The sequence below is a fragment of the Flavobacterium lipolyticum genome (assembly GCF_020905335.1).
In the GTDB taxonomy this organism is placed as follows: domain Bacteria; phylum Bacteroidota; class Bacteroidia; order Flavobacteriales; family Flavobacteriaceae; genus Flavobacterium; species Flavobacterium lipolyticum.
Map to the genome: position 1 here is coordinate 440,656 of NZ_JAJJMN010000002.1, position 22,738 is coordinate 463,393.

General features: G+C 38.7%; 10 protein-coding genes and 1 pseudogene. 8 read left to right on the forward strand and 3 right to left on the reverse strand.

Annotated features, from left to right (window positions below; genetic code table 11):
- The first annotated feature begins 13 nt into the window (after positions 1-13).
- The 4 genes from LNQ34_RS18565 to LNQ34_RS18580 all read left to right on the forward strand — a co-directional run bounded on the left by LNQ34_RS18565 (position 14) and on the right by LNQ34_RS18580 (position 12,727).
- On the forward strand, positions 14-8,998 hold the full coding sequence (locus tag LNQ34_RS18565) for a T9SS type B sorting domain-containing protein (protein WP_230000811.1): 8,985 nt from the start codon (positions 14-16) through the stop codon (positions 8,996-8,998).
- 46 nt (positions 8,999-9,044) lie between these two features.
- Positions 9,045-9,956, forward strand: coding sequence for a PorP/SprF family type IX secretion system membrane protein (locus LNQ34_RS18570; protein ID WP_230000812.1), 912 nt, complete (start codon positions 9,045-9,047; stop codon positions 9,954-9,956).
- A 97-nt stretch (positions 9,957-10,053) separates the two neighbouring features.
- Positions 10,054-10,737 carry a tetratricopeptide repeat protein gene (locus LNQ34_RS18575; protein ID WP_230000813.1) on the forward strand — a complete coding sequence of 228 codons (684 nt, stop codon included), beginning with the start codon at positions 10,054-10,056 and terminating at the stop codon, positions 10,735-10,737.
- A 55-nt stretch (positions 10,738-10,792) separates the two neighbouring features.
- Complete coding sequence (locus LNQ34_RS18580) at positions 10,793-12,727, forward strand: OmpA family protein (RefSeq protein WP_230000814.1); 1,935 nt, start codon at positions 10,793-10,795, stop codon at positions 12,725-12,727.
- A 191-nt stretch (positions 12,728-12,918) separates the two neighbouring features.
- Here the strand turns inward: LNQ34_RS18580 and LNQ34_RS23670 are convergent.
- A pseudogene (locus tag LNQ34_RS23670) lies at positions 12,919-13,152 on the reverse strand (DUF1801 domain-containing protein); the annotation flags it as partial.
- A gap of 963 nt (positions 13,153-14,115) precedes the next feature.
- Between LNQ34_RS23670 and LNQ34_RS18585 the strand changes: the two are divergent.
- Positions 14,116-15,900, forward strand: coding sequence for a T9SS type A sorting domain-containing protein (locus LNQ34_RS18585; RefSeq protein ID WP_230000815.1), 1,785 nt, complete (start codon positions 14,116-14,118; stop codon positions 15,898-15,900).
- Positions 15,901-15,952: 52 nt separating this feature from the next.
- Positions 15,953-17,446, forward strand: a complete 1,494-nt coding sequence (locus LNQ34_RS18590; protein WP_230000816.1) for a hypothetical protein — start codon at positions 15,953-15,955, stop codon at positions 17,444-17,446.
- 363 nt (positions 17,447-17,809) lie between these two features.
- Here LNQ34_RS18590 and LNQ34_RS18595 read toward each other — a convergent pair whose 3' ends face one another.
- Together LNQ34_RS18595 and LNQ34_RS18600 are read right to left on the reverse strand one after the other, a co-directional pair.
- Entirely contained in the window at positions 17,810-18,208 is a 399-nt protein-coding gene (locus tag LNQ34_RS18595; RefSeq protein WP_230000817.1) for a hypothetical protein, read from the reverse strand.
- A 393-nt stretch (positions 18,209-18,601) separates the two neighbouring features.
- Positions 18,602-19,594: a fumarylacetoacetate hydrolase family protein gene (locus LNQ34_RS18600; RefSeq protein ID WP_230000818.1), complete on the reverse strand. Its 993-nt coding sequence runs from the start codon at positions 19,592-19,594 to the stop codon at positions 18,602-18,604.
- 505 nt (positions 19,595-20,099) lie between these two features.
- Here LNQ34_RS18600 and LNQ34_RS18605 point away from each other — a divergent pair.
- Both LNQ34_RS18605 and LNQ34_RS18610 read left to right on the forward strand, forming a co-directional pair.
- Positions 20,100-21,197, forward strand: coding sequence for an IS3 family transposase (locus tag LNQ34_RS18605; RefSeq protein WP_230000819.1), 1,098 nt, complete (start codon positions 20,100-20,102; stop codon positions 21,195-21,197).
- Between the two features lie 39 nt (positions 21,198-21,236).
- Positions 21,237-22,397: an IS3 family transposase gene (locus LNQ34_RS18610; RefSeq protein ID WP_255664579.1), complete on the forward strand. Its 1,161-nt coding sequence runs from the start codon at positions 21,237-21,239 to the stop codon at positions 22,395-22,397.
- Positions 22,398-22,738 lie beyond the last annotated feature (341 nt).

Genomic DNA, 22,738 nt, shown 5'->3' on the forward strand with positions numbered 1-22,738 from the left:
ACAGATTTGATATATGAAAAACTTTACTCCAAAAAGCTTCAATTTTCTTAAGCCTGTCTTTTTACTTTTTTTATTAGGCATTTCTTATCAACTGGAAGCACAGACTTGTGCCGGGCTTAATTCCATCTATCAAACCAGAGGAGGGACTGGAACTACAGTAAATATATTTGAGTATAATTTGCCATTACAGCGGTTCAATGCCTTAAGTACTTCCGTTACTACGGGAATTACCTCTGGAGCTGCTTCGGCTTACAATTCTAACACAGGATATTTGTATATCAATGGTGATGGTACTGATCCATTACATGATGTTAGGGTTTTTGATCCGGCCGCTGGCTTTGGCTATGTAGGAAAGATTAGCCTTAATTTAATGGGGACACAAGATATTTATGCCAATATGTTTTCAAGAGGTGACTATATCTATTTCAGGGATGAGGCGAAGAATATTCTAACAAGATTTAATGTCAATCAGCCTTTTGTCGGAGGAGTTTTCAGCGTTAATGTTGAACAGATACCACTTACGAATAACATGGGAGGAGCCTATTCGGCCAATGATTATACGTATTATAACGGAAAATTTTATGGAATTGCAGGAAAAGGAACTAGTCCACGAACAGAGTGTTTTTTAATTATTATCGATGAAGTTGCTCAAACTCTTGAGAGCAGAGTATTGAAGCTGACAGATTCTAATGTTTCCCATAGGTTCGGGAATACCATTGGAAATGATTTTGGTGCAGTTTGGATTGATTCCAAAGGTGTCATGATGTTTTTTAATAATGATACGGGAAATGTTTACTTACTTAAAGATGTAGATCTTCCGGGATCAACTAATATTAACTGGGTTCTTCCATCCAATACCTCGTCCGATAATGACGGGTTTGGATGTGAAAGTATCGATTTGTTCACGCCTATTATAGCCATAGGAGGTATTTGTTCTCTGCCTGGTACGGCGACTATAACGAACTACTTGAATAATGCAAGTGAATACGAATATAGATTTTATGAATATCCTAGTGGAACTCCGGTTAGCGGTGTAACAACTTCATCAGCGGGAGTAATAAGCGGGTTAAATTACAATCAGGCTTATACCGCAGCTTTATATATTATTGGGGCTGATTATACTTCGAGCCCGTCAGAAGTTTTTACAATTCCAAGTATTACAGGACCAACTGCTGATGCAGGTTCCGATTTTACTAAAAACTGTACGATAAATGTTACGGGGAAACAAATTGGAATGGTAGCAGAGCCTGGAGTTACTTATTCCTGGTCTCCCTCAACTGGATTAGATTTTAATAGTCCGTATTCCAGTTCAAATCCATTTGCGAATCCATCAGTAACAACAACTTATGAGTTAACGACGACGAAATCAGGTTGTTCTAAAACAGATACGGTAGTTGTTACAGTAGATACAACTCCACCGGCAACTCCGATAGTAACCGTAGTAAATAATTGTGGTAATTCTGTACTATCAACAACGGCTCTGGGTACATTGTTGTGGAGCAATGGGCAAACGGGTTCAAGTATTACGGTGACTGATTCAGCAACTTATACCGTAACGACAACAGCTGCTAATGGTTGTGTGAGTGCAGCTGGAAGCGGTGTTTCGGCACCAAACGCGAACCCTGCAGCACCAACGGCCAGTGTAACGGTTCAACCAGACTGTTTAACTCCAACAGGAACCATTGTAGTTACCGCTCCGGCTCCTGCGGCTAATGTGACTTATACCGTAACAGGTACCGCTCCGGTAACTCCTGCGGTGACACGGTCTACGACTACCTTTGCCAATTTGGCTCCGGGTACTTACGCCGTAACGACCACTAATACCACTACAGGCTGTGTTTCGTTACCTACCAATTTAACCATCAATGCCGTTCCGGGTAACCCTGCAGCGCCAACAGCCAGTGTAACGGTTCAACCAGACTGTCTAACTCCAACAGGAACCATTGTAGTTACAGCTCCGGCTCCTGCGGCCAATGTAACGTATACTGTAACGGGTACCAGTCCGGTAACCCCTGCGGTAACGCAGTCTACGACTACCTTTGCTAATCTGGCTCCGGGTGCTTATGCCGTAACGACCACTAATACCACTACAGGCTGTGTTTCATTGCCAACGAATTTAACCATCAATGCCGTTCCGGGTAACCCTGCAGCACCAACGGCCAGTGTAACGGTTCAACCTGATTGTTTAACCCTTACGGGTACCATTGTAGTTACAGCTCCGGCTCCTGCGGCCAATGTGACTTATACTGTAACGGGCACCAGTCCAGTAACCCCTGCAGTGACACAGTCTACGACTACCTTTGCCAATTTAGCTCCTGGTACTTACGCCGTAACGACCACTAATACCACTACAGGCTGTGTTTCATTGCCAACGAATTTAACCATCAATGCCGTTCCGGGTAACCCTGCAGCGCCAACAGCAAGTGTAACGGTTCAACCAAACTGTTTAACTCCAACGGGTACCATCGTAGTTACCGCTCCGGCTCCAGCGGCCAATGTGACTTATACCGTAACAGGTACCAGTCCAGTAACTCCTGCGGTGACTCAGTCTACGACTACCTTTGCCAATTTGGCTCCGGGTACTTATGCCGTAACGACCACTAATACTACTACAGGCTGTATTTCGTTACCTACCAATTTAACCATCAATGCCGTTCCGGGTAACCCTGCAGCACCAACGGCCAGTGTAACGGTTCAACCTGATTGTTTAACCCTTACGGGTACCATTGTAGTCACAGCTCCGGCTCCTGCGGCCAATGTGACTTATACTGTAACGGGCACCAGTCCAGTAACCCCTGCAGTGACACAGTCTACGACTACCTTTGCCAATTTGGCTCCTGGTACTTATGCCGTAACGACCACTAATACTACTACAGGCTGTGTTTCGTTACCAACCAGTTTAACCATCAATGCCGTTCCAGTTCCACCAGTAGCGCCAACCGCAAGTGTAACGGCTCAGCCAGACTGTTTAACCCCTACGGGTACCATAGTAGTTACAGCACCGGCTCCTGCAGCCAATGTAACGTACACCGTAACGGGTACCAGTCCGGTGAGACCTGCGGTAACGCAGTCGGGTACTACTTTCGCCAATCTGGCTCCGGGTACTTATGCCGTAACGACCACTAATACCACTACAGGCTGTGTTTCATTGCCAACGAATTTAACCATCAATGCCGTTCCGGGTAACCCTGCAGCGCCAACAGCCAGTGTAACGGTTCAACCTGACTGTTTAACTCCAACAGGAACTATCGTAATTACCGCTCCGGCTCCTGCGGCTAATGTAACTTATACTGTAACGGGCACTAGTCCGGTAACTCCTTCAGTGACAAAGTCTACGGCTACCTTTGCCAATCTGGCTCCTGGTACTTATGCCGTAACGACCACCAATACCACTACGGGTTGTGTTTCATTGCCTACAAATCTAACCATCAATGCCGTTCCGGGGAATCCGGTAGCACCAACTGCGAGTGTAACGGTTCAACCAGACTGTTTGACTCCAACAGGCACCATTGTAGTTACTGCTCCGGCTCCTGCGGCTAATGTGACTTATACCGTAACAGGTACCAGTCCAGTAACTCCTTCGGTGACACGGTCTACGACTACCTTTGCCAATCTGGCTCCGGGTACTTACGCCGTAACGACCACTAATACCACTACAGGCTGTGTTTCATTGCCAACGAATTTAACCATCAATGCCGTTCCGGGTAACCCTGCAGCGCCAACAGCCAGTGTAACGGTTCAACCTGACTGTTTAACTCCAACAGGAACTATCGTAATTACCGCTCCGGCTCCTGCGGCTAATGTAACTTATACTGTAACGGGCACTAGTCCGGTAACTCCTTCAGTGACAAAGTCTACGGCTACCTTTGCCAATCTGGCTCCTGGTACTTATGCCGTAACGACCACCAATACCACTACGGGTTGTGTTTCATTGCCTACAAATCTAACCATCAATGCCGTTCCGGGGAATCCGGTAGCACCAACTGCGAGTGTAACGGTTCAACCAGACTGTTTGACTCCAACAGGCACCATTGTAGTTACTGCTCCGGCTCCTGCGGCTAATGTGACTTATACCGTAACAGGTACCAGTCCAGTAACTCCTTCGGTGACACGGTCTACGACTACCTTTGCCAATCTGGCTCCGGGTACTTACGCCGTAACGACCACTAATACCACTACAGGCTGTGTTTCATTGCCAACGAATTTAACCATCAATGCCGTTCCGGGTAACCCTGCAGCGCCAACAGCCAGTGTAACGGTTCAACCTGACTGTTTAACTCCAACAGGAACTATCGTAATTACCGCTCCGGCTCCTGCGGCTAATGTAACTTATACTGTAACGGGCACTAGTCCGGTAACTCCTTCAGTGACAAAGTCTACGGCTACCTTTGCCAATCTGGCTCCTGGTACTTATGCCGTAACGACCACCAATACCACTACGGGTTGTGTTTCATTGCCTACAAATCTAACCATCAATGCCGTTCCGGGGAATCCGGTAGCACCAACTGCGAGTGTAACGGTTCAACCAGACTGTTTGACTCCAACAGGCACCATTGTAGTTACTGCTCCGGCTCCTGCGGCTAATGTGACTTATACCGTAACAGGTACCAGTCCAGTAACTCCTTCGGTGACACGGTCTACGACTACCTTTGCCAATCTGGCTCCGGGTACTTACGCCGTAACGACCACTAATACCACTACAGGCTGTGTTTCATTGCCAACGAATTTAACCATCAATGCCGTTCCGGGTAACCCTGCAGCGCCAACAGCCAGTGTAACGGTTCAACCTGACTGTTTAACTCCAACAGGAACTATCGTAATTACCGCTCCGACACCTGCGGCTAATGTGACGTATACTGTAAGAGGTACCAGTCCGGTGAGACCTGCAGTGACACAGTCTACGACTACCTTTGCCAATCTGGCTCCGGGTACTTATGCCGTAACGACCACTAATACTACTACAGGCTGTGTTTCATTGCCTACAAATCTAACCATCAATGCCGTTCCGGGGAATCCGGCAGCACCAACGGCCAGTGTAACGGCTCAGCCAGACTGTTTAACCCCTACGGGTACCATAGTAGTTACAGCACCGGCTCCTGCGGCCAATGTGACTTATACCGTAACAGGTACCGCTCCGGTGAGACCTGCGGTGACACAGTCTACGACTACCTTTGCCAATCTGGCTCCGGGTACTTATGCCGTAACGACCACCAATACCACTACAGGCTGTGTTTCATTGCCTACAAATCTAACCATCAATGCCGTTCCGGGTAACCCTGCAGCGCCAACGGCGAGTGTAACGGTTCAACCAGACTGTTTAACTCCAACAGGAACTATCGTAGTTACCGCTCCGGCTCCTGCGGCTAATGTAACTTATACTGTAACGGGCACTAGTCCGGTAACTCCTTCAGTGACACAGTCTACGGCTACCTTTGCCAATCTGGCCCCGGGTACTTACGCCGTAACGACTACCAATACCACTACAGGCTGTGTTTCGTTACCAACCAATTTAACCATCAATGCCGTTCCAGTTCCACCAGTAGCACCAACCGCAAGTGTAACGGATCAGCCAGACTGTTTAACCCCTACGGGTATCATAGTAGTTACAGCACCGGCTCCTGCAGCCAATGTAACGTACACCGTAACGGGTACCAGTCCGGTGAGACCTGCGGTAACGCAGTCGGGTACTACTTTCGCTAATCTGGCTCCTGGTACTTATGCCGTAACGACAACCAATACCACTACAGGCTGTGTTTCATTGCCTACAAATCTAACCATCAATGCCGTTCCGGGTAACCCTACAGCGCCAACAGCCAGTGTAACGGTTCAACCTGACTGTTTAACTCCAACAGGAACTATCGTAATTACCGCTCCGGCTCCTGCGGCTAATGTAACTTATACTGTAACGGGCACTAGTCCGGTAACTCCTTCAGTGACACAGTCTACAACTACCTTTGCCAATTTGGCTCCTGGTACTTATGCTGTAACGACCACCAATACCACTACAGGCTGTGTTTCGTTGCCTACGAATTTAACCATCAATGCTGTTCCGGGTAACCCAGTAGCACCAACGGCGAGTGTAATCGTACAACCTGATTGTTTAACTCCAACGGGAACCATTGTAGTTACTGCTCCGGCTCCTGCGGCCAATGTGACTTATACCGTAACAGGTACCGCTCCGGTGAGACCTGCGGTGACACAGTCTACGGCTACTTTTGCCAATCTGGCTCCGGGTACTTATGCCGTAACGACCACTAATACTACTACAGGCTGTATTTCGTTACCTACCAATTTAACCATCAATGCCGTTCCGGGTAACCCTGCAGCACCAACGGCCAGTGTAACGGTTCAACCTGATTGTTTAACCCTTACGGGTACCATTGTAGTCACAGCTCCGGCTCCTGCGGCCAATGTGACTTATACTGTAACGGGCACCAGTCCAGTAACCCCTGCAGTGACACAGTCTACGGCTACCTTTGCCAATCTGGCCCCGGGTACTTACGCCGTAACGACTACCAATACCACTACAGGCTGTGTTTCGTTACCAACCAATTTAACCATCAATGCCGTTCCAGTTCCACCAGTAGCACCAACCGCAAGTGTAACGGATCAGCCAGACTGTTTAACCCCTACGGGTATCATAGTAGTTACAGCACCGGCTCCTGCAGCCAATGTAACGTACACCGTAACGGGTACCAGTCCGGTGAGACCTGCGGTAACGCAGTCGGGTACTACTTTCGCTAATCTGGCTCCTGGTACTTATGCCGTAACGACAACCAATACCACTACAGGCTGTGTTTCATTGCCTACAAATCTAACCATCAATGCCGTTCCGGGTAACCCTACAGCGCCAACAGCCAGTGTAACGGTTCAACCTGACTGTTTAACCCTTACGGGTACCATTGTAGTCACAGCTCCGGCTCCTGCGGCCAATGTGACTTATACTGTAACGGGCACCAGTCCAGTAACCCCTGCAGTGACACAGTCTACGACTACCTTTGCCAATCTGGCTCCGGGTACTTATGCCGTAACGACAACCAATACCACTACGGGTTGTGTTTCATTGCCTACAAATCTAACCATCAATGCCGTTCCGGGGAATCCGGCAGCACCAACGGCCAGTGTAACGGCTCAGCCAGACTGTTTAACCCCTACGGGTACCATAGTAGTTACAGCACCGGCTCCTGCGGCCAATGTGACTTATACCGTAACAGGTACCGCTCCGGTGAGACCTGCGGTGACACAGTCTACGGCTACTTTTGCCAATCTGGCTCCGGGTACTTATGCCGTAACGACCACCAATACCACTACAGGCTGTGTTTCCTTGCCAACGAATTTAACCATCAATGCCGTTCCGGGTAACCCTGCAGCGCCAACGGCGAGTGTAACGGTTCAACCAGACTGTTTAACTCCAACAGGAACTATCGTAGTTACCGCTCCGGCTCCTGCGGCTAATGTAACTTATACTGTAACGGGTACCGCTCCAGTGACTCCTGCAGTGACACAGTCTACGGCTACCTTTGCCAATCTGGCCCCGGGTACTTACGCCGTAACGACTACCAATACCACTACAGGCTGTGTTTCGTTACCAACCAATTTAACCATCAATGCCGTTCCAGTTCCACCAGTAGCACCAACCGCAAGTGTAACGGATCAGCCAGACTGTTTAACCCCTACGGGTATCATAGTAGTTACAGCACCGGCTCCTGCAGCCAATGTAACGTACACCGTAACGGGTACCAGTCCGGTGAGACCTGCGGTAACGCAGTCGGGTACTACTTTCGCTAATCTGGCTCCTGGTACTTATGCCGTAACGACAACCAATACCACTACAGGCTGTGTTTCATTACCAACGAATTTAACGATCAATGCCATTCCAGTTCCACCAGTAGCGCCAGTGGTAACTGTTGTTGATAATTGTGATGGCACATCTACTTTGTCAACTACAGCTTTAGGTTCTTTATTGTGGAGCAATGGAGCGACAACATCAAGTATCACGGTATCTATAGCTGGGACGTATAGCATTACTGCTACTGTTAACGGTTGCACAAGTCTTGCCGGTTCGGGTGTGGCTACACCAAGAATAACACCAAGAGCTTTTGAGATAACACGTTTACAACCAAACTGTACAAGAACAAGTGGTACTATTACCATAAAAATTCAAAATGCAGGCGATACTTATAGTTTTGATAACGGTAATACTTTTAGCGCAAATAACATTAAAGAAGGACTTGCAGCAGGGACTTATCTTGTGATTGTAAGAAGTGCTTTGGGTTGTCAATCAGAAGCAGTGCCCATTACGATAAGTAATAGTGAATGTCCGGGTATTGCTATTATAAAAAAATCACAATTTGTAGATGAAAATCAGGACGGATATGTACAAGTTGGGGAAACTATTAGATATAGTTTTGAAGTTAAAAATACAGGTAACACACCTTTAACCAATGTAATGGTAACGGATAATTTACTAGGATTAGTTTTGTCCGGAAGCCCAATTAATTTAGGGATTGGCGAAATAAACACTACAAATTTTAGCGGTGTTTATCGCATTACTCAGGCCGATATTGATTTTGGATCGGTTGTTAATCAGGCTATGGCAGAGGGAACAACTCCTTCTAATACTAAAGTTAGTGATCTTTCTGATGATAACAGCTTCTTAGAAAATGATCCTACTATTCTCGCCATACAAGACTGTAATGTTGAAGTATTCAACGCTGTTTCTCCAAATTCAGATGGAATTAATGATGAGTTTCTTATTAAAGGTTTAACATGTTACCAGAATAATACAGTTGAAATTTATAACCGTTGGGGAGTTAAAGTATTTGAGACAACTAATTATGGTTCTAATGAGAATTTTTTCAGAGGTTATTCAGATGGCAGAACAACAATTTCCAGAAATGAGAAATTACCGGATGGAACTTATTTCTATATTCTAAAGTATGTTGATAACGCTTCTAAAATGCATGATAAGTCTGGTTATTTGTATTTAAACAACTAGTTCAGGTTAATTTTCTTTCCCTACTTATAATTTAAAATATACGAAAATGAAGATTAAAATAATAGTTTTAGCGCTTATATCCTTTGCCGGTTATGCTCAACAAGATGCTCAGTTCACACAATATATGTACAACACCATAAGTATTAATCCGGCCTATGCGGGGTCCCGTGGAGCTTTAAGTATTTTCGGACTGTACCGCACCCAGTGGATTGGGCTTGACGGAGCTCCGGAAACAAGCAGTTTTTCGGTTAATACACCAATAAATGGCAGTAACTTAGGAGTAGGAGTTTCCTTTGTAAGTGATAAAATTGGTCCCACGAATGAAAACGCAATATCAACTGATATATCTTACACGATCCGCACATCAGCAAATTTTAAGCTCTCTTTTGGTATCAAAGGAACAGCCAATTTGTTTAATCTGGATGTTAACCGATTGCATCCTGCCAGTCAGGGAGATCCAAAATTTCAAAACTTAACCAATAAATTTTATCCAAATGTAGGAGCAGGGGTTTACTGGCATTCCGATAAAGCTTATGTTGGTTTGTCTGTGCCCGGATTTATTGAAACCAATCGATATGATGATAACGATGTGGCGATTTATAAAGATAAAATGAATTATTATTTAATGGCCGGTTATGTATTTGATTTAGATCATTATCAATACATAAAGTTTAAACCTGCCGTACTGACTAAAGTAGTTGAAGGTGCTCCTCTGCAAGTAGATGTTTCTGCCAATTTTATGTTTATGGACAAGTTTGTAGCCGGAGTGGCTTACAGATGGAGTGCCGCAATGAGCGCCATGGTGGGCTTTCAAATTAGTGATGGAATGTATATTGGCTATGGTTATGATTACGAAACCACCAATTTAAACAATTACAACTCAGGATCACATGAAATCTTTCTGCGTTACGAATTTTTAAGAAAAAATGATCGAATAACGACACCGAGATTCTTCTAAATACTATAATTAAAAAGGTTGTACAGAAAGAAAAAATATAGCATTTAAATATTAGTGGTACTTCAAAAAGTAGGCAATATTCATTTAAAACGATATTATGAAAAATCATTTACTCCTTTATTATACAACAATAGTTAGTATGTTTTCATTCAATTGTTTTGCGCAAAATGTCAGTAATCTTTATTTGAATCAAAAGAAAATTGGAGATTCAAAAACGAATGTCCTGGCCATGACAGACAAAAATTATCCCGGGAAAAAAGTTGCATATTATCACGTTGAAGAAATCATTAATGTAAAATTTGGGAGTCACAAGACAACCTATGATGTGACTGATCCTGAACTAATAAACACAAATAATCTGGGGCCTAACAACACTCGTACTATAACGCCAAAGTTTGCCAATGCAGAAAATAATACTTTAAAATTAAAAGCTGCCAAATCAAGGGTAATCGAAGATTCATCTGCTATTACAACAACGGAGATTAAGAAAAAGAAAAATGTTTCTGTTTATATCGATGTGATAAAAACATATGAAAGAATGTATAATAAAGGTTACAGATCGGTCGATATGCTGAAAAAAACAGGAAATGCTTATTTTTTTAATGGAGACATGGATAGCGCCGCCAAAAGCTATGCAGATTTATTCAAAATGACTTCTGACTTAGAGCCTGAATATTATTATCGTTTTTCGCTTTCATTACGATCAGTTGGAGAAAACGATAAAGCGAATGAAATGCTTAAAAAATTTAATGAATTATCCGGGAATACTGCCAGAGAGTAAGTCAGATTGAATAATAGAGACCACTCATAAATATTACCCTAAAAAATAGTAAAACATGAAAAATTTTATACTCTTTTGCCTCACAATACTATGTTTTTTGCCATCAAACACTTATTCGCAACAGAAGAAAGTAATTGCTGCGGATAAAAAATACAATAGTTACGCTTATATCGATGCCATTAAAACATATGAACGTTTAGCCGAAAAAGGATACAGCTCTGAAGACATGCTTAAGAAACTGGGGAACTCCTTGTATTTCAATTCAGAATTTGAAAAAGCTGCAAAATGGTATGGTAAATTATTTGCCATGAATGTGGAAATAGAACCGGAATACTACTATCGTTATGCACAATCATTAAAATCTACCGGCGATGTGGTCAAAGCCAATCAGATGCTTGATTTGTTCAATCAAAAAGCAGGAAATGACAGACGAGGTAAACTTTATGAAGAGGATAAGAATTATATTGATGAAATTAAAGCCAATACAGGCATCTATAAAATTAGCGATCCCGGAATAAATAGTAAATACTCCGATTACGGGACTGCATTTTATAACAACAAGATTGTTTTTACTTCGGCCAGAGATACGGGTAGTTTGGGACAACGCAAGCACAAATGGACCAACGAAAGTTTTACCAATCTGTACGAATCGGATATAGATCAGGATTTTAAAGCGGAGAAACCGAAAAAGATTCAGTCCAAAATAAATTCGAAGTATCACGAATCTACACCAGTGTTTACAAAGGATGGAAAAACAGTGTATTTTACACGAAACAACTACATTAATGATAAAAAAGGGAAAGATGGAACGAACACTACCTTGATTAAAATATACAAGGCCACGTTTGAAAATGGAGATTGGGTAAATATCACAGAACTTCCATTCGACAGTAACGACTATAGTACCGCACATCCCGCATTGAGTCCGGATGAGAAAACATTATATTTTGCATCAGATATGCCCGGAACATTTGGACAATCGGATATTTTCAAAGTTAGTATCAATAGTAATGGAGGATTCGGTACTCCGGTTAATCTGGGGAAAAGTATCAATACGGAGGGAAAAGAAACATTCCCTTATATTACAGATGAAAATGAAATCTATTTTGCTTCAGACGGACATCCCGGTCTTGGAGGCTTGGATGTTTTTAGTGGAAAAATCAATGAAAACGGTGTAAGTGATATTCAAAATATTGGCGCAGATATCAATTCAGTGCGGGATGATTTTGCTTTTATAATCGACACCAAATCTCAAAGAGGTTTTTTCTCCTCCAATAGAGAAGGAGGGAAGGGGGCTGATGATATTTATGAATTTTTGAGAACAAAAAAGGTAACTTGTACTCAGGAATTGTATGGTGTAATAACTGATGTTGGCACCGGCGAAATTTTACCAAACACCAAATTAACCTTATTTGATAGCCAGTTTAATGTAGTAGGAACAACTTATTCAGATGAATCCGGTAACTATACTTTCTCTGTCGAGTGTTTGAAAACGTACCATGTGAGGGCTGAAAAAGAGAAATATTTGACTAAGGAATTAAGCGTTACCGTATCAAATGAAACAGGAAAAACAAACTTGCCAATTACCCTTGAAAAATTAGGATGTACGGTAACAATTGGCGATGATTTAGCGAAATGTTTTGGCATAAAAATGATCTACTTTGCCTTAGATAAATCAGACATCAGAGCGGAGGCAGTACTGGATCTTGAGAAAATTTTAGATGTTTTAAAACAGTATCCGGAAATGAAACTGGATATACGTTCCCATACCGATAGCCGTCAGACTCACAAATATAACGAGGGATTATCTGACAGAAGGGCGAAATCGACTATTAAGTGGTTAGTTCAAAATGGAATAAATCCGAGCAGATTAGAAGGTAAAGGATATGGAGAAACACAACTGATAAACGGATGTTCTGATGGTGTAAAATGTACAGAAGAAGAGCATCAGGCTAATAGACGTAGCGAATTTATTGTTGTTGCTTTATAATTTACCAGAAGTGTAATCAAAAAAAAATAGAAACATTTATTTGGAAGATTATGTTTTTATGGACAAGTAGCTGTCTCAAAATTTGAGACGGCTACTTTTTTTATAACAGTTTGTTTTAATCAGCGGCTTAGCACTAAATAACAGTTTAGTAAAAGTAATAATAGATTTTAGATGTTGAAGATTACAACAGCTTAATCTTCATTCACAGCGACAAACAATTGGCTAAACAGTTGGGCATCTATGTCTGAAACAGCTTTAATCTTGACATGTCGCATCGTTTTTCCGGTACTCTCTAAAAACCCATTAGGGCCATTGAGTTTTTCAATATTTCTGCTAAAACCAAGATTGACATGATTCGTGTTGGTTTGTAGGTAAGCAAAATCTTTAGTTGACTTAAAAACGGGTCTGCTCCACTTGTATTCCTGAACTACACCATCAACAGTCTAAAAGAAAAAAAACTATGAGTCTTAGGATTTGCAGGTTTTATAATGTTTTCTTAGGTCATAAAAAAGTCCTGAAATGTTTCAGGACTTTTTTATGGGGAGAGCAGGATTCGAACATTAAGCTTGAAACCCTTGCCTATACTACATTCGTTAATTTTTTTAATCACTTTGCCACGATTTTGCCGCGAAACTTAGAATTATCAATTTACAAGAACTCTATCTTGTTTTAAATGAGTAAGATAATTCTATTTGTATCTAAAAATAGGCAACTTTTTTGATAAATGCGGGAAATTAACAACTTAATATATTCGAACTTAGACTTCTTAGAGCCTTATTGGGTTGGTTTTTTGCTTTGTGTTATTAGTAAGAACTTGCTAATTTATACTGTTTTCTACCCCAAAGCAAAAAAGGCGGTTTCATCTCTTCCGAAGTAATTACCAATAATACCTAGGTGGGAATTATTAGTAAAAGTGCAATATTTAAGTTTTCAAAATTAGAATACAAAAATAATAAACAATTGTATATAAGGAATTTATTTGTAATTTCCAAAAACACATCTCCTTTTGTTTTGTAGGATATTTTGTATCTTTGAATAAATAGATTACTAAGCCTAATTATTGTCATACCAAGAATAGAATAGTAAAAAATTACAATTTAATTAGTTTCACACCTCTTAATCATACGTAATATGAAAGTTAAATCGTTAAAATTGGTAGTAATTCTTCTTTTTATTTCGCATAATAACATAGCTGCGCCATCGCCCCCAGTACCACAACCGCAATCTATACCTCCACCAGTTGGAGATCCTGTACCAATAGACAACGAAATTTCGATATTATTTCTAAGCGGAATAATACTTGGAGCTTTTTTTTTTAATTAAAAAAAGAAAAAGCATCTAATATATAGTTTTAGTAAATAAACCCTATTAATCTTAAAGTTAAAGTAATGAAGATCATAATTCTATTTATTTCCCTGTTGATTAATTCAAAATGTATCTCACAAATTTATTTCAGTCCAAATACGAACATGTATGTAAAGAATGAAGTGTTATATGTTCAACAGGGTATCAACTTAGCTTTGAATTCTAATCTCTACCTACGTAATAATTCACAATTGTTGCAGGGAACAATAGGGAATTCAACTAATTCGGGATTGGGTACATTGTCAGTTTATCAAAGGGGAACTTCAGATAATTTCGATTACAATTATTGGTGTTCTCCTGTTGGAAACGCCTCTAATTCATCCGGAAATGAAAACTTTGGTATTACATTGCTGAGCAGACCTACCACAGCAATTGCTTCAGTAGTATCAACAATTTTACCCGTAAGTAATTCCGATGGAACTTCCAATCCTCTGGCAATAGCACCTAAATGGGTTTATAAACTCATAAATGCTAATAATTATTCACAATGGGTTTTTGTTGGGGGATCTACCATTTTAGCACCTGGCGAAGGTTTTTCAATGAAAGGAACAAGTGGAACTGATTCAACAGATCCTGAGGGAACTGGTGTTACAAATAACCCCGGCGGATCCCAAAGGTATGATTTTAGAGGAAAACCAAATGATGGCAATATTACTATTTCCTTAGGGGCTAATAATGCCACTTTAACAGGAAATCCATATCCTTCAGCTTTACATTTAAATGCTTTTCTCTTAGATCCTTCTAATGCAAATACAGGTGGTATTGCTTACTTCTGGGAACAAGATAAGACAGTAAACACACATACTTTAGTAAATTACAAAGGAGGCTATGGCGCATATTCTCCAATCGGTTTAGGTTCCAATGGTGTATATGTACCGGCCACTTTCAATACATATAACCCGGATGGCTCAGTGAACAATACTGGACTGTCTTCCGGACTTGTAATACAAAGAAAATATTCTCCAATTGGCCAGGGGTTTGTAATTAGTGCGACCGCTAGCGGAACTGCGACGTTTAAAAATGCCCATAGGGCATTTTACAAACAAGGAAGTGGTTTGTCACAATTTGAAAAACATATTCCTAAAGAAAAAAGTACTAAAGGAATCGAAGTTACTGAGGAGATTTCATATTTGAAATTGAATGTTATAATCAATAATGAATTTACCAGACAATTAGCCCTTGTATTTGTCTCTCGCGCAACAGATGGAGTTGATATTGGTATTGATGCGCTTGGTATGGATGAACTTCCCAATGATGTGAACTTTTTAATAGAAAATAATAATTATATCATTCAGGGTTTAAATTTCGATGCTGAAAAAAAAATCCCCATAATCGTAAAAGCAACTACCAATACTACCTTTAAATTCAAGATTCCCGAGGTAATAAATTGGGAAGCTTCGCAAATGATTTACCTCTATGATGCACTGAATAATTCTTTTCATGACATAAAAAATGGAATGTACGAGGTAAATCTTGAAAAGGGCGTTTATACAGATCGTTTTAAAATTACATTCAAAGACGATAAAACACTTAATACCAGTGACAAAAACTATAATCCGTTTTTCATTAATCAGGATAATATCAATAATAGCTTAAAAGTATCTAATCCCAAAAATCTTTCTTTAAGAACATTTAAGCTTTATGAAATAACCGGGAAAGTTATTCTGCATAAAGAAAATCTGGGAACAGAACAAAATTATATTTTTTCAACCAATGGATTAAGCAATGGAGTTTATATTGCCCAATTTTTAACCCTGAATAATGAAAGATTCACGGAGAAAATAATCATTTTAAACTCTAAAAATTAAAAGTAATTACTCAAAATAGACAACAGAAAAAAATAACTAATACCAAAAAAATATGATCAACAAACCTGCTCTTAGAAATCATAAAATGTTCTTAGTGTTTCTCTTTCTTCTCTTTGGATTTATAGCTAATGCGCAAGTCGGAATTGGGACAATAACGCCAAATTCCAGTTCAATACTAGACGTTACCTCTACTACACAAGGATTACTTACGCCCAGAATGACAACTGCTCAAAGAACTGCGATCACAACTCCGGCTGATGGTCTTATAGTCTATGATACGGATTTAAAAGTTTTTTACTATTATTCAGCAGGCAGCACTTCATGGATGCCGTTAAGCAGTGGAGTACAGGGAAGGATCAATTTTAAACGTATAAAATCTACGGATAATTTAGCCACTATTTTAGCTGATGAACTTGCCGCCGGAGGTGGCTCCAAATATCTTTTGAATTCCAGTACATTATATGAAATTAACGGTAATGTTACTTTTAATTTTCCTATTGACCTAAATAATGCTTATTTACAGGGAGTGGATTCCAATCAAGATGTTATTATCAGATCATCAGGAAATATTTTTGAAGGTGCCAACGGAGGAACTATAAAAGGTCTAACTTTTCTTGCTACCGCCGGAAACGTATTTAATCTTAGTGGAGCGGCGACTCAAAACTTAATATTCAGAGACTGCATAGTAGCTAATTCTAACTCTGTAGGAAGTATATCAGGCTTTGGATTGGTTTTTTTAAGTATCATTCAGTTCTCGGGAAATACAAATGGAATAACATACAACAATATCACGCAATTATTACTTAGTAATTTGGGATGGTTCAGCAACAATTCGGGGACTTATGAAAAACTAACCGGAACTTTTACTCTTGTAGAAAAACAAGGTGGCTTCAGTCAGGTCAATGGTACTGCTATTGGATTTGATGTATCTTCAAATCCAACAATATCAGGAGATGCTGTCTTAGAAACAGTTGTTTTTACCGGTACCAACACTAGCGGATATGTAAAGCCCTACACTGCCGGTACGTATAGCGGATACAACTTTACCAACAGCTGGAACGTACGATGTTCTGGAATTCCTACCGAAACTGACGCCAGTTCTGTAGCCGATTTCACTATGGATTATCCTGTTGGCTCCGGTGCTTCTACAAGCTTTAATACATCGAATCCAAGTAATATTGTTAAAGTTAATGGGAATTCAACATCTTATAATTTATTTAGATTTTCCTTAGATGCACCAACAAATAATAATAACAGATTGAGATATATGGGAAAAAAGAAACGAATTTTTCAGGTTACAGGCTCTATTTCCTTTCAAGTATCCTCAGTAGGGACCTATATAATCTATATTGCAAAGAATGGAACAGCTTTAACACAGAATAAAATTTATGGAAGAGGAGTAGCAATAAATGACATTATCGTCCTTCCTTTAAATGCTTCTGTCGAACTATTAACAAATGATTATCTTGAAGTTTATGCCCAACGATTCACAGGAGGAATAACTGACGCTATAATTGTTCCTAATATGACATTAACTGTTAAATAATTTTTTTAATTTGAATTAGTGTCATGTTTTCGTAACAATTTATAATAGATGAATATGCAAACAAAAAGTAATGGATAAGTAGAGTTGTCTCTAGTTTAATTTAACGAAAATTAAAGAGATAAATACTATGTCTACCAAAAGAGATAACAGTCTGACTATGAGTATAGTGTATGCAAAAAGTAATATCAGTTAAAATATAATTTTATTTAGAAAAAGTCTATGAGATATGAAATATCTCATAGACTTCTGGTATTACAGGGCATTTGAACTATAGTTAAGCCATTATTGGATTTACACCTGTGCGATAGCGAATAGACGTAGTAAATTATTCTAATTGCATGTTAATTGTTAGCTGTTGTTTTTTTATAAGTTGCATACCTCTCTCGCTACGATATCCATAAAAGATTCAGGATAGATTTTTTCCAATCTTATTACAGCGTTTTCTGATTTTTCGATCTTTCCTTTTTTGTCATAAGTGATTACCTTAATTAAATTGTAGGTTTTCTCCAAACATTTTAATTCGATCAGCATCAATTCACGATTTCCGCCAAAGAAGAGTTCCTTTAATTCGGCATTTTTAATTGGCCGTATGGGAACAGTATGACTTATCCAGAATTTTAAATAATCACTATCTTTTTCAGGAGATGTGATATAGATTTTCTCGCCGTCGTTGTCCTTGGCAATAAATTTAAAGTCCTTGTCAGATTGACAAAAACAAATTAGCGGTAAAAGAAAAGTAATGACCAAAGGAAAGTTCTTCATATAAATATGCTTTTATAAAATAACTGCTAGCTTTCTTGTTCTTGACAAGGTTGAAGAATAACTATGCGTTTTTTCGGTTTTATACAATTTTCTTAAATACAAAAGTAATTTTCCATTAAGGCAATTGCCAAAATTTTTTCTAGCAGCTGTTGACGATAGTGTTCTTTTGTTTGTTTATGCTTTCCGGCTATAAGTACAATTGTTTTTGTTTATTTTTAGGAAACGCACCTTAATTATTACAGATATCGAAGAGTTCATTCACGTACTTTCCATAAAAACTCTATTGCTGTAATCAGTTGATTTTTATTGCAATAGAAAATATTCACCTGAATGCATAGCCCCTATCTGAACAAATCAAATAGGGCTCGTTGATCGTATAGAAGTAAGGGGAAATTATTTCTTTTCGTATTTTTTTACTCTTTGATTAATTTTACCAAATAGGGAATCACCGACTGCATTTTTCATTTCAATTTCAATTTTGTCTCCAAATTTCATAAATGGAGTGGAAGGTTTTCCGTCTTTTATGGTTTCCAGACATCTGATCTCAGCAATACAGCTGGATCCCGTTGGACTTCCCTGATTGGCCACCGTACCTGAACCAATAACTGTGCCGGCCATTAATGAACGGGTTTTTGCAGCATGGGCAATTAATTCGCCAAAATTAAAGGTCATGTCGACGCCTGCATTGGGAGCCCCTACAATTTCATCATTTAATATTGATATCAATGGTAAGTGCAGTTTACCGTTAATAAATTCGTCTTTTAATTCATCTACAGAAATGATAACAGGAGCAAAAGAAGTCCAAGGTTTGGATTGATAGAATCCGAATTGTTTAGAGAGTTCATTGGGAATTAGGTTTCTGAGTGAAACATCGTTTATTATTGTTACAAATTTAATATGATTTAAGGCATCTTGAGCACTTACACCAGCAGGAACATCATCAGTGATTACAGCAACTTCAGATTCAAAATCAATTCCCCACTCTTCATTTTCAATCTCTATGGCATCATAAGCTCCAATAAAAGCATCCGAGGCTCCCATATACATTAGAGGATCTGTCCAAAAAGATTCAGTAAGCTCTGCGTTTCTTGCTTTTCGAACAAGTTCGACATGAGTAACATAGGCGCTTGCATCTGCCCAGTGATAAGCTCTTGGAATTGGAGCTAGAACACGCACGCTTGTAAAATCAAAACTACCGATTGTTAATTTGCCAGAGTTTAGTTGCTGGTAAATATCTTGAAGTTTCTTTTCATTGATTGGCCAGTTATCGATTGCCTGTTGCATGGTTACGGCAATTTCAGTAACGCGGATGGCTTTTGTCAGTTCTTTATTTACAACAACCAATTCTCCATCTCTGGTGTTATTATCTATTGATGCTAGTTTCATTATAATACTTCGTTTAGTTTTTTTATTCGTTTTAAGTTTAACTGATTCATTATTAGTTGTCAAAAGTATTTGACGAAGTTTTTGATGTTTAGAACGAATATATGAAATAAAGATACATTTACAGCTACTCCATAATAAATTCAATTTTTATAAAATAATAGCTATTCTTGGATTGAGCCCAACATAAAAAAGAGAACAATGTAATTTCCGGTTCTGTCGCATTCTGGAATAACTTTTATCTAAATAAAGATAGATTCTAATGCAACAGATAGTAGCGGCAGATTTAAACATAAAGATTATAATCAAAATTGACACACAGGGTATATTATTATCAAATTTGTAGAAGGAAATATAGATAGACTACAAAAATCAATTTTTAAATTTAGATAGGGGGCTTTCTAATAAAAGATTGCAATTTTTCAGTATGCCAGTTTTTACTTTTTTTACACATCTACGTCATTATATTTCTTAAATTCACGGAAGACATACATCTTAATTTTAAGAAATGAAAAAAGCTAAAATTTATGACCGTAATTTCAGAGTAAATGCAGTTAAATTAGGGCTTGAAACAAATCTTTCTAAAGCTGCAAAAGAGCTTGGTATAGCTCCTACCAATATCTATAGGTGGCAAAATGAACTTCAAAAATATGGTGAAGAAAGTTTTTGTGGACCAGGTCATTTTAGAACCCCTGAACAAAAAAGATTTTCCGAACTTAAAAGAACACTTAAACAAAAGCTTAAGGATACAGAAATTGAAATTGAAATTTTTAAGAAAGCAAGTAAAGATATCTTTGAAGGGAAACCAATGATTTTTCATTTTATTGAAAACAATTTAGATATATATCCGCTTTGGAGAATGTGTAAAGTTTTAGGTATAAGAGAGAATACGTATCATAAATGGAAAAATCAAATAATATCTCCAAGGCAACGCCAAACAATTTTATTGCAAGAAGAAATAACTTCTATATTTCATGAATATAAAAGCATGTATGGCAATGCAAAGATTTCAGCAGAGTTACAAAGTCGGGGCTTCAAATTATCACGTTCTCGAGTTACTCTCTACATGAAAAAACTAGGTCTTTCTAGCAAGGTTAGAAGAAGAGATAAAGCGACATCGAGTAAATTTTATAATCCTTGTGTTTTTTCCAATGTTCTCAATCGACAATTTATAGCTGAAGAACCTTCTCAGATTTGGGTTTCGGGAATAACCAACATAGAAACAATGAACGGATTTTTGTTTCTAACAATTATTATGGATTTATTTGACAAAAAAATTATTGGATGGAGTTTGAGTGATGGATCAACAATAAAAGAAACTTCTATCCCTTCTTGGGAAATGGCGGTTGATAATCGAAAAATAAAGAAGGGGTTAATATTTCATTCTGATCGATCTCCTCAATACGCTAATAAGTTGTTTACCGATAAATTAAAATCTTGTAAAGAAATCAGACAAAGCATGAGCCGAACAAGGAATCATTTAGATAATGTGGTACCTATAAGTTTTTTTACTTCCCTTAAATCTGAACTAGTCGCTTTAAATATGCTTCTGACTAAAAAACAAATGGAAGAAAAAATACTTGAATATATTGAAAATCCGCATTAAAAAAGAAGCCGTTTTTTACGAATAATTAAACTTCAGAATATGAAAAAATACGAACGTTCTTTTAAAGTATATGCGGTTAAATTAAGTTATGGCAGAGGAAAGGGGCAAATTGAAAATCTTGAAAAAGAGCTGGGGATAACTCGAGGTTGTTTAAATAGATGGCGGAAAGACTTTAAAAAATTTGGAAAAGGAAGTTTTTGTGGAGGTGGTTACTTAAAATTAACTCCTGAACAAGCCTTAATTACTAATCTTGAAAAAAAGCTCAAAGAATCACAGCATACACTGGAAATTTTAAAAAGTGGAAGTAAATACGTTTCTCAAGGAAAAGCAATGATTAAACAATTCATTGAAAACAATAAATCTAAATTCTCAATTTTAAAGATATGTACCGTGTTAGAAGTGTCGAGAAGTACATATTACTGGAGAAAAAAACATGAACCTACAAATACGAAAATTCGAGTAAATTTATTAAAAGAGGAAATTACAGCTATATTTTATGAATTTAAACATACGTATGGTTGCATAAAAATTACTAAAGAACTTGAAAAGAGGGGATTTAAAATACACAGCTCGCGAGTATCACTATATATGAAAATGCTGGGACTTCGAAGAAAAGTCAAAAGAAAATATAAGGTCACAACTGATTCAACTCATAATCATTATGTATCTCCAAATGTATTAAATAGAGAATTTAGAGTTAATGAACCTTCTAAAGCTTGGGTTTCCGATATTACACACATACAAACAACGAACGGCTATCTATACCTTACCATTGTTATGGATTTATTTGACAGGAAAATCATTGGATGGAGTTTAGGCGATCGATTGAGCACTAAACAAACTACCTTGCCTGCTTGGGAAATGGCGGTTAAAAACAGGAAAATTGCTAAAGACTTAATTTTTCATTCTGATAGAGGTGTTCAATATGCCAATAAAATTTTCACCGGTACTTTAGACTCCTATAAATGTGTTCGGCGTAGTATGAGTCGGAGACAAAGTCATTATGATAATGCCGTTTCTGAAAGTTTTTTCAATTCTTTTAAAGCTGAGTTAATTAATGGAAATAAACTCCTACCGAGGAACCAGATGAAAATGAAAGTATATGAATACATTGAAAATTGGTACAATAAAAAAAGAAGACATTCATTCTTAGGTTACAAGACGATCGAAGAGTTTGATAAAATTAATAATTTAATCTAAAAGTTCCAGATCAATTATTCGTTAAGTATTAAAGATCTCTTTCTTAGTAGTTTCAGTTCCATTAGATTGTAAAAGAACTGAACTAGCAAGTTGCTTTGTAATTTGTAACCACACAGATTTTAAATTCCAAAGAGCCCTTTTTTCTAGTTGTCTGTATAGTATCAAATTTTTAAAGAGTTGAATTATTTTACCCTCGTTTCTTTAATAATTTATGTAACTAAAAAAACAATCTCGTATTTTTTTAAACCTCCTTAGCTTTTGTGGTAAAGATGGAGGTAACTCCAATACCAATGTGCCGCGATTTTGCCACAAAACTCAAAAAAAACATGTCTTTTGTGGTT

Excerpts from the sequence above, each read along its gene's own strand:
- LNQ34_RS18605 (WP_230000819.1), top strand. The coding sequence starts at position 20,100 with ATGAAAAAAGCTAAAATTTATGACCGTAATTTCAGAGTAAATGCAGTT.
- LNQ34_RS18575 (WP_230000813.1), top strand. The coding sequence starts at position 10,054 with ATGAAAAATCATTTACTCCTTTATTATACAACAATAGTTAGTATGTTT.
- LNQ34_RS18585 (WP_230000815.1), top strand. The coding sequence starts at position 14,116 with ATGAAGATCATAATTCTATTTATTTCCCTGTTGATTAATTCAAAATGT.
- LNQ34_RS18590 (WP_230000816.1), top strand. The coding sequence starts at position 15,953 with ATGATCAACAAACCTGCTCTTAGAAATCATAAAATGTTCTTAGTGTTT.
- LNQ34_RS18565 (WP_230000811.1), top strand. The coding sequence starts at position 14 with ATGAAAAACTTTACTCCAAAAAGCTTCAATTTTCTTAAGCCTGTCTTT.
- LNQ34_RS18600 (WP_230000818.1), bottom strand. The coding sequence starts at position 19,594 with ATGAAACTAGCATCAATAGATAATAACACCAGAGATGGAGAATTGGTT.
- LNQ34_RS18580 (WP_230000814.1), top strand. The coding sequence starts at position 10,793 with ATGAAAAATTTTATACTCTTTTGCCTCACAATACTATGTTTTTTGCCA.
- LNQ34_RS18610 (WP_255664579.1), top strand. The coding sequence starts at position 21,237 with ATGAAAAAATACGAACGTTCTTTTAAAGTATATGCGGTTAAATTAAGT.
- LNQ34_RS18570 (WP_230000812.1), top strand. The coding sequence starts at position 9,045 with ATGAAGATTAAAATAATAGTTTTAGCGCTTATATCCTTTGCCGGTTAT.
- LNQ34_RS18595 (WP_230000817.1), bottom strand. The coding sequence starts at position 18,208 with ATGAAGAACTTTCCTTTGGTCATTACTTTTCTTTTACCGCTAATTTGT.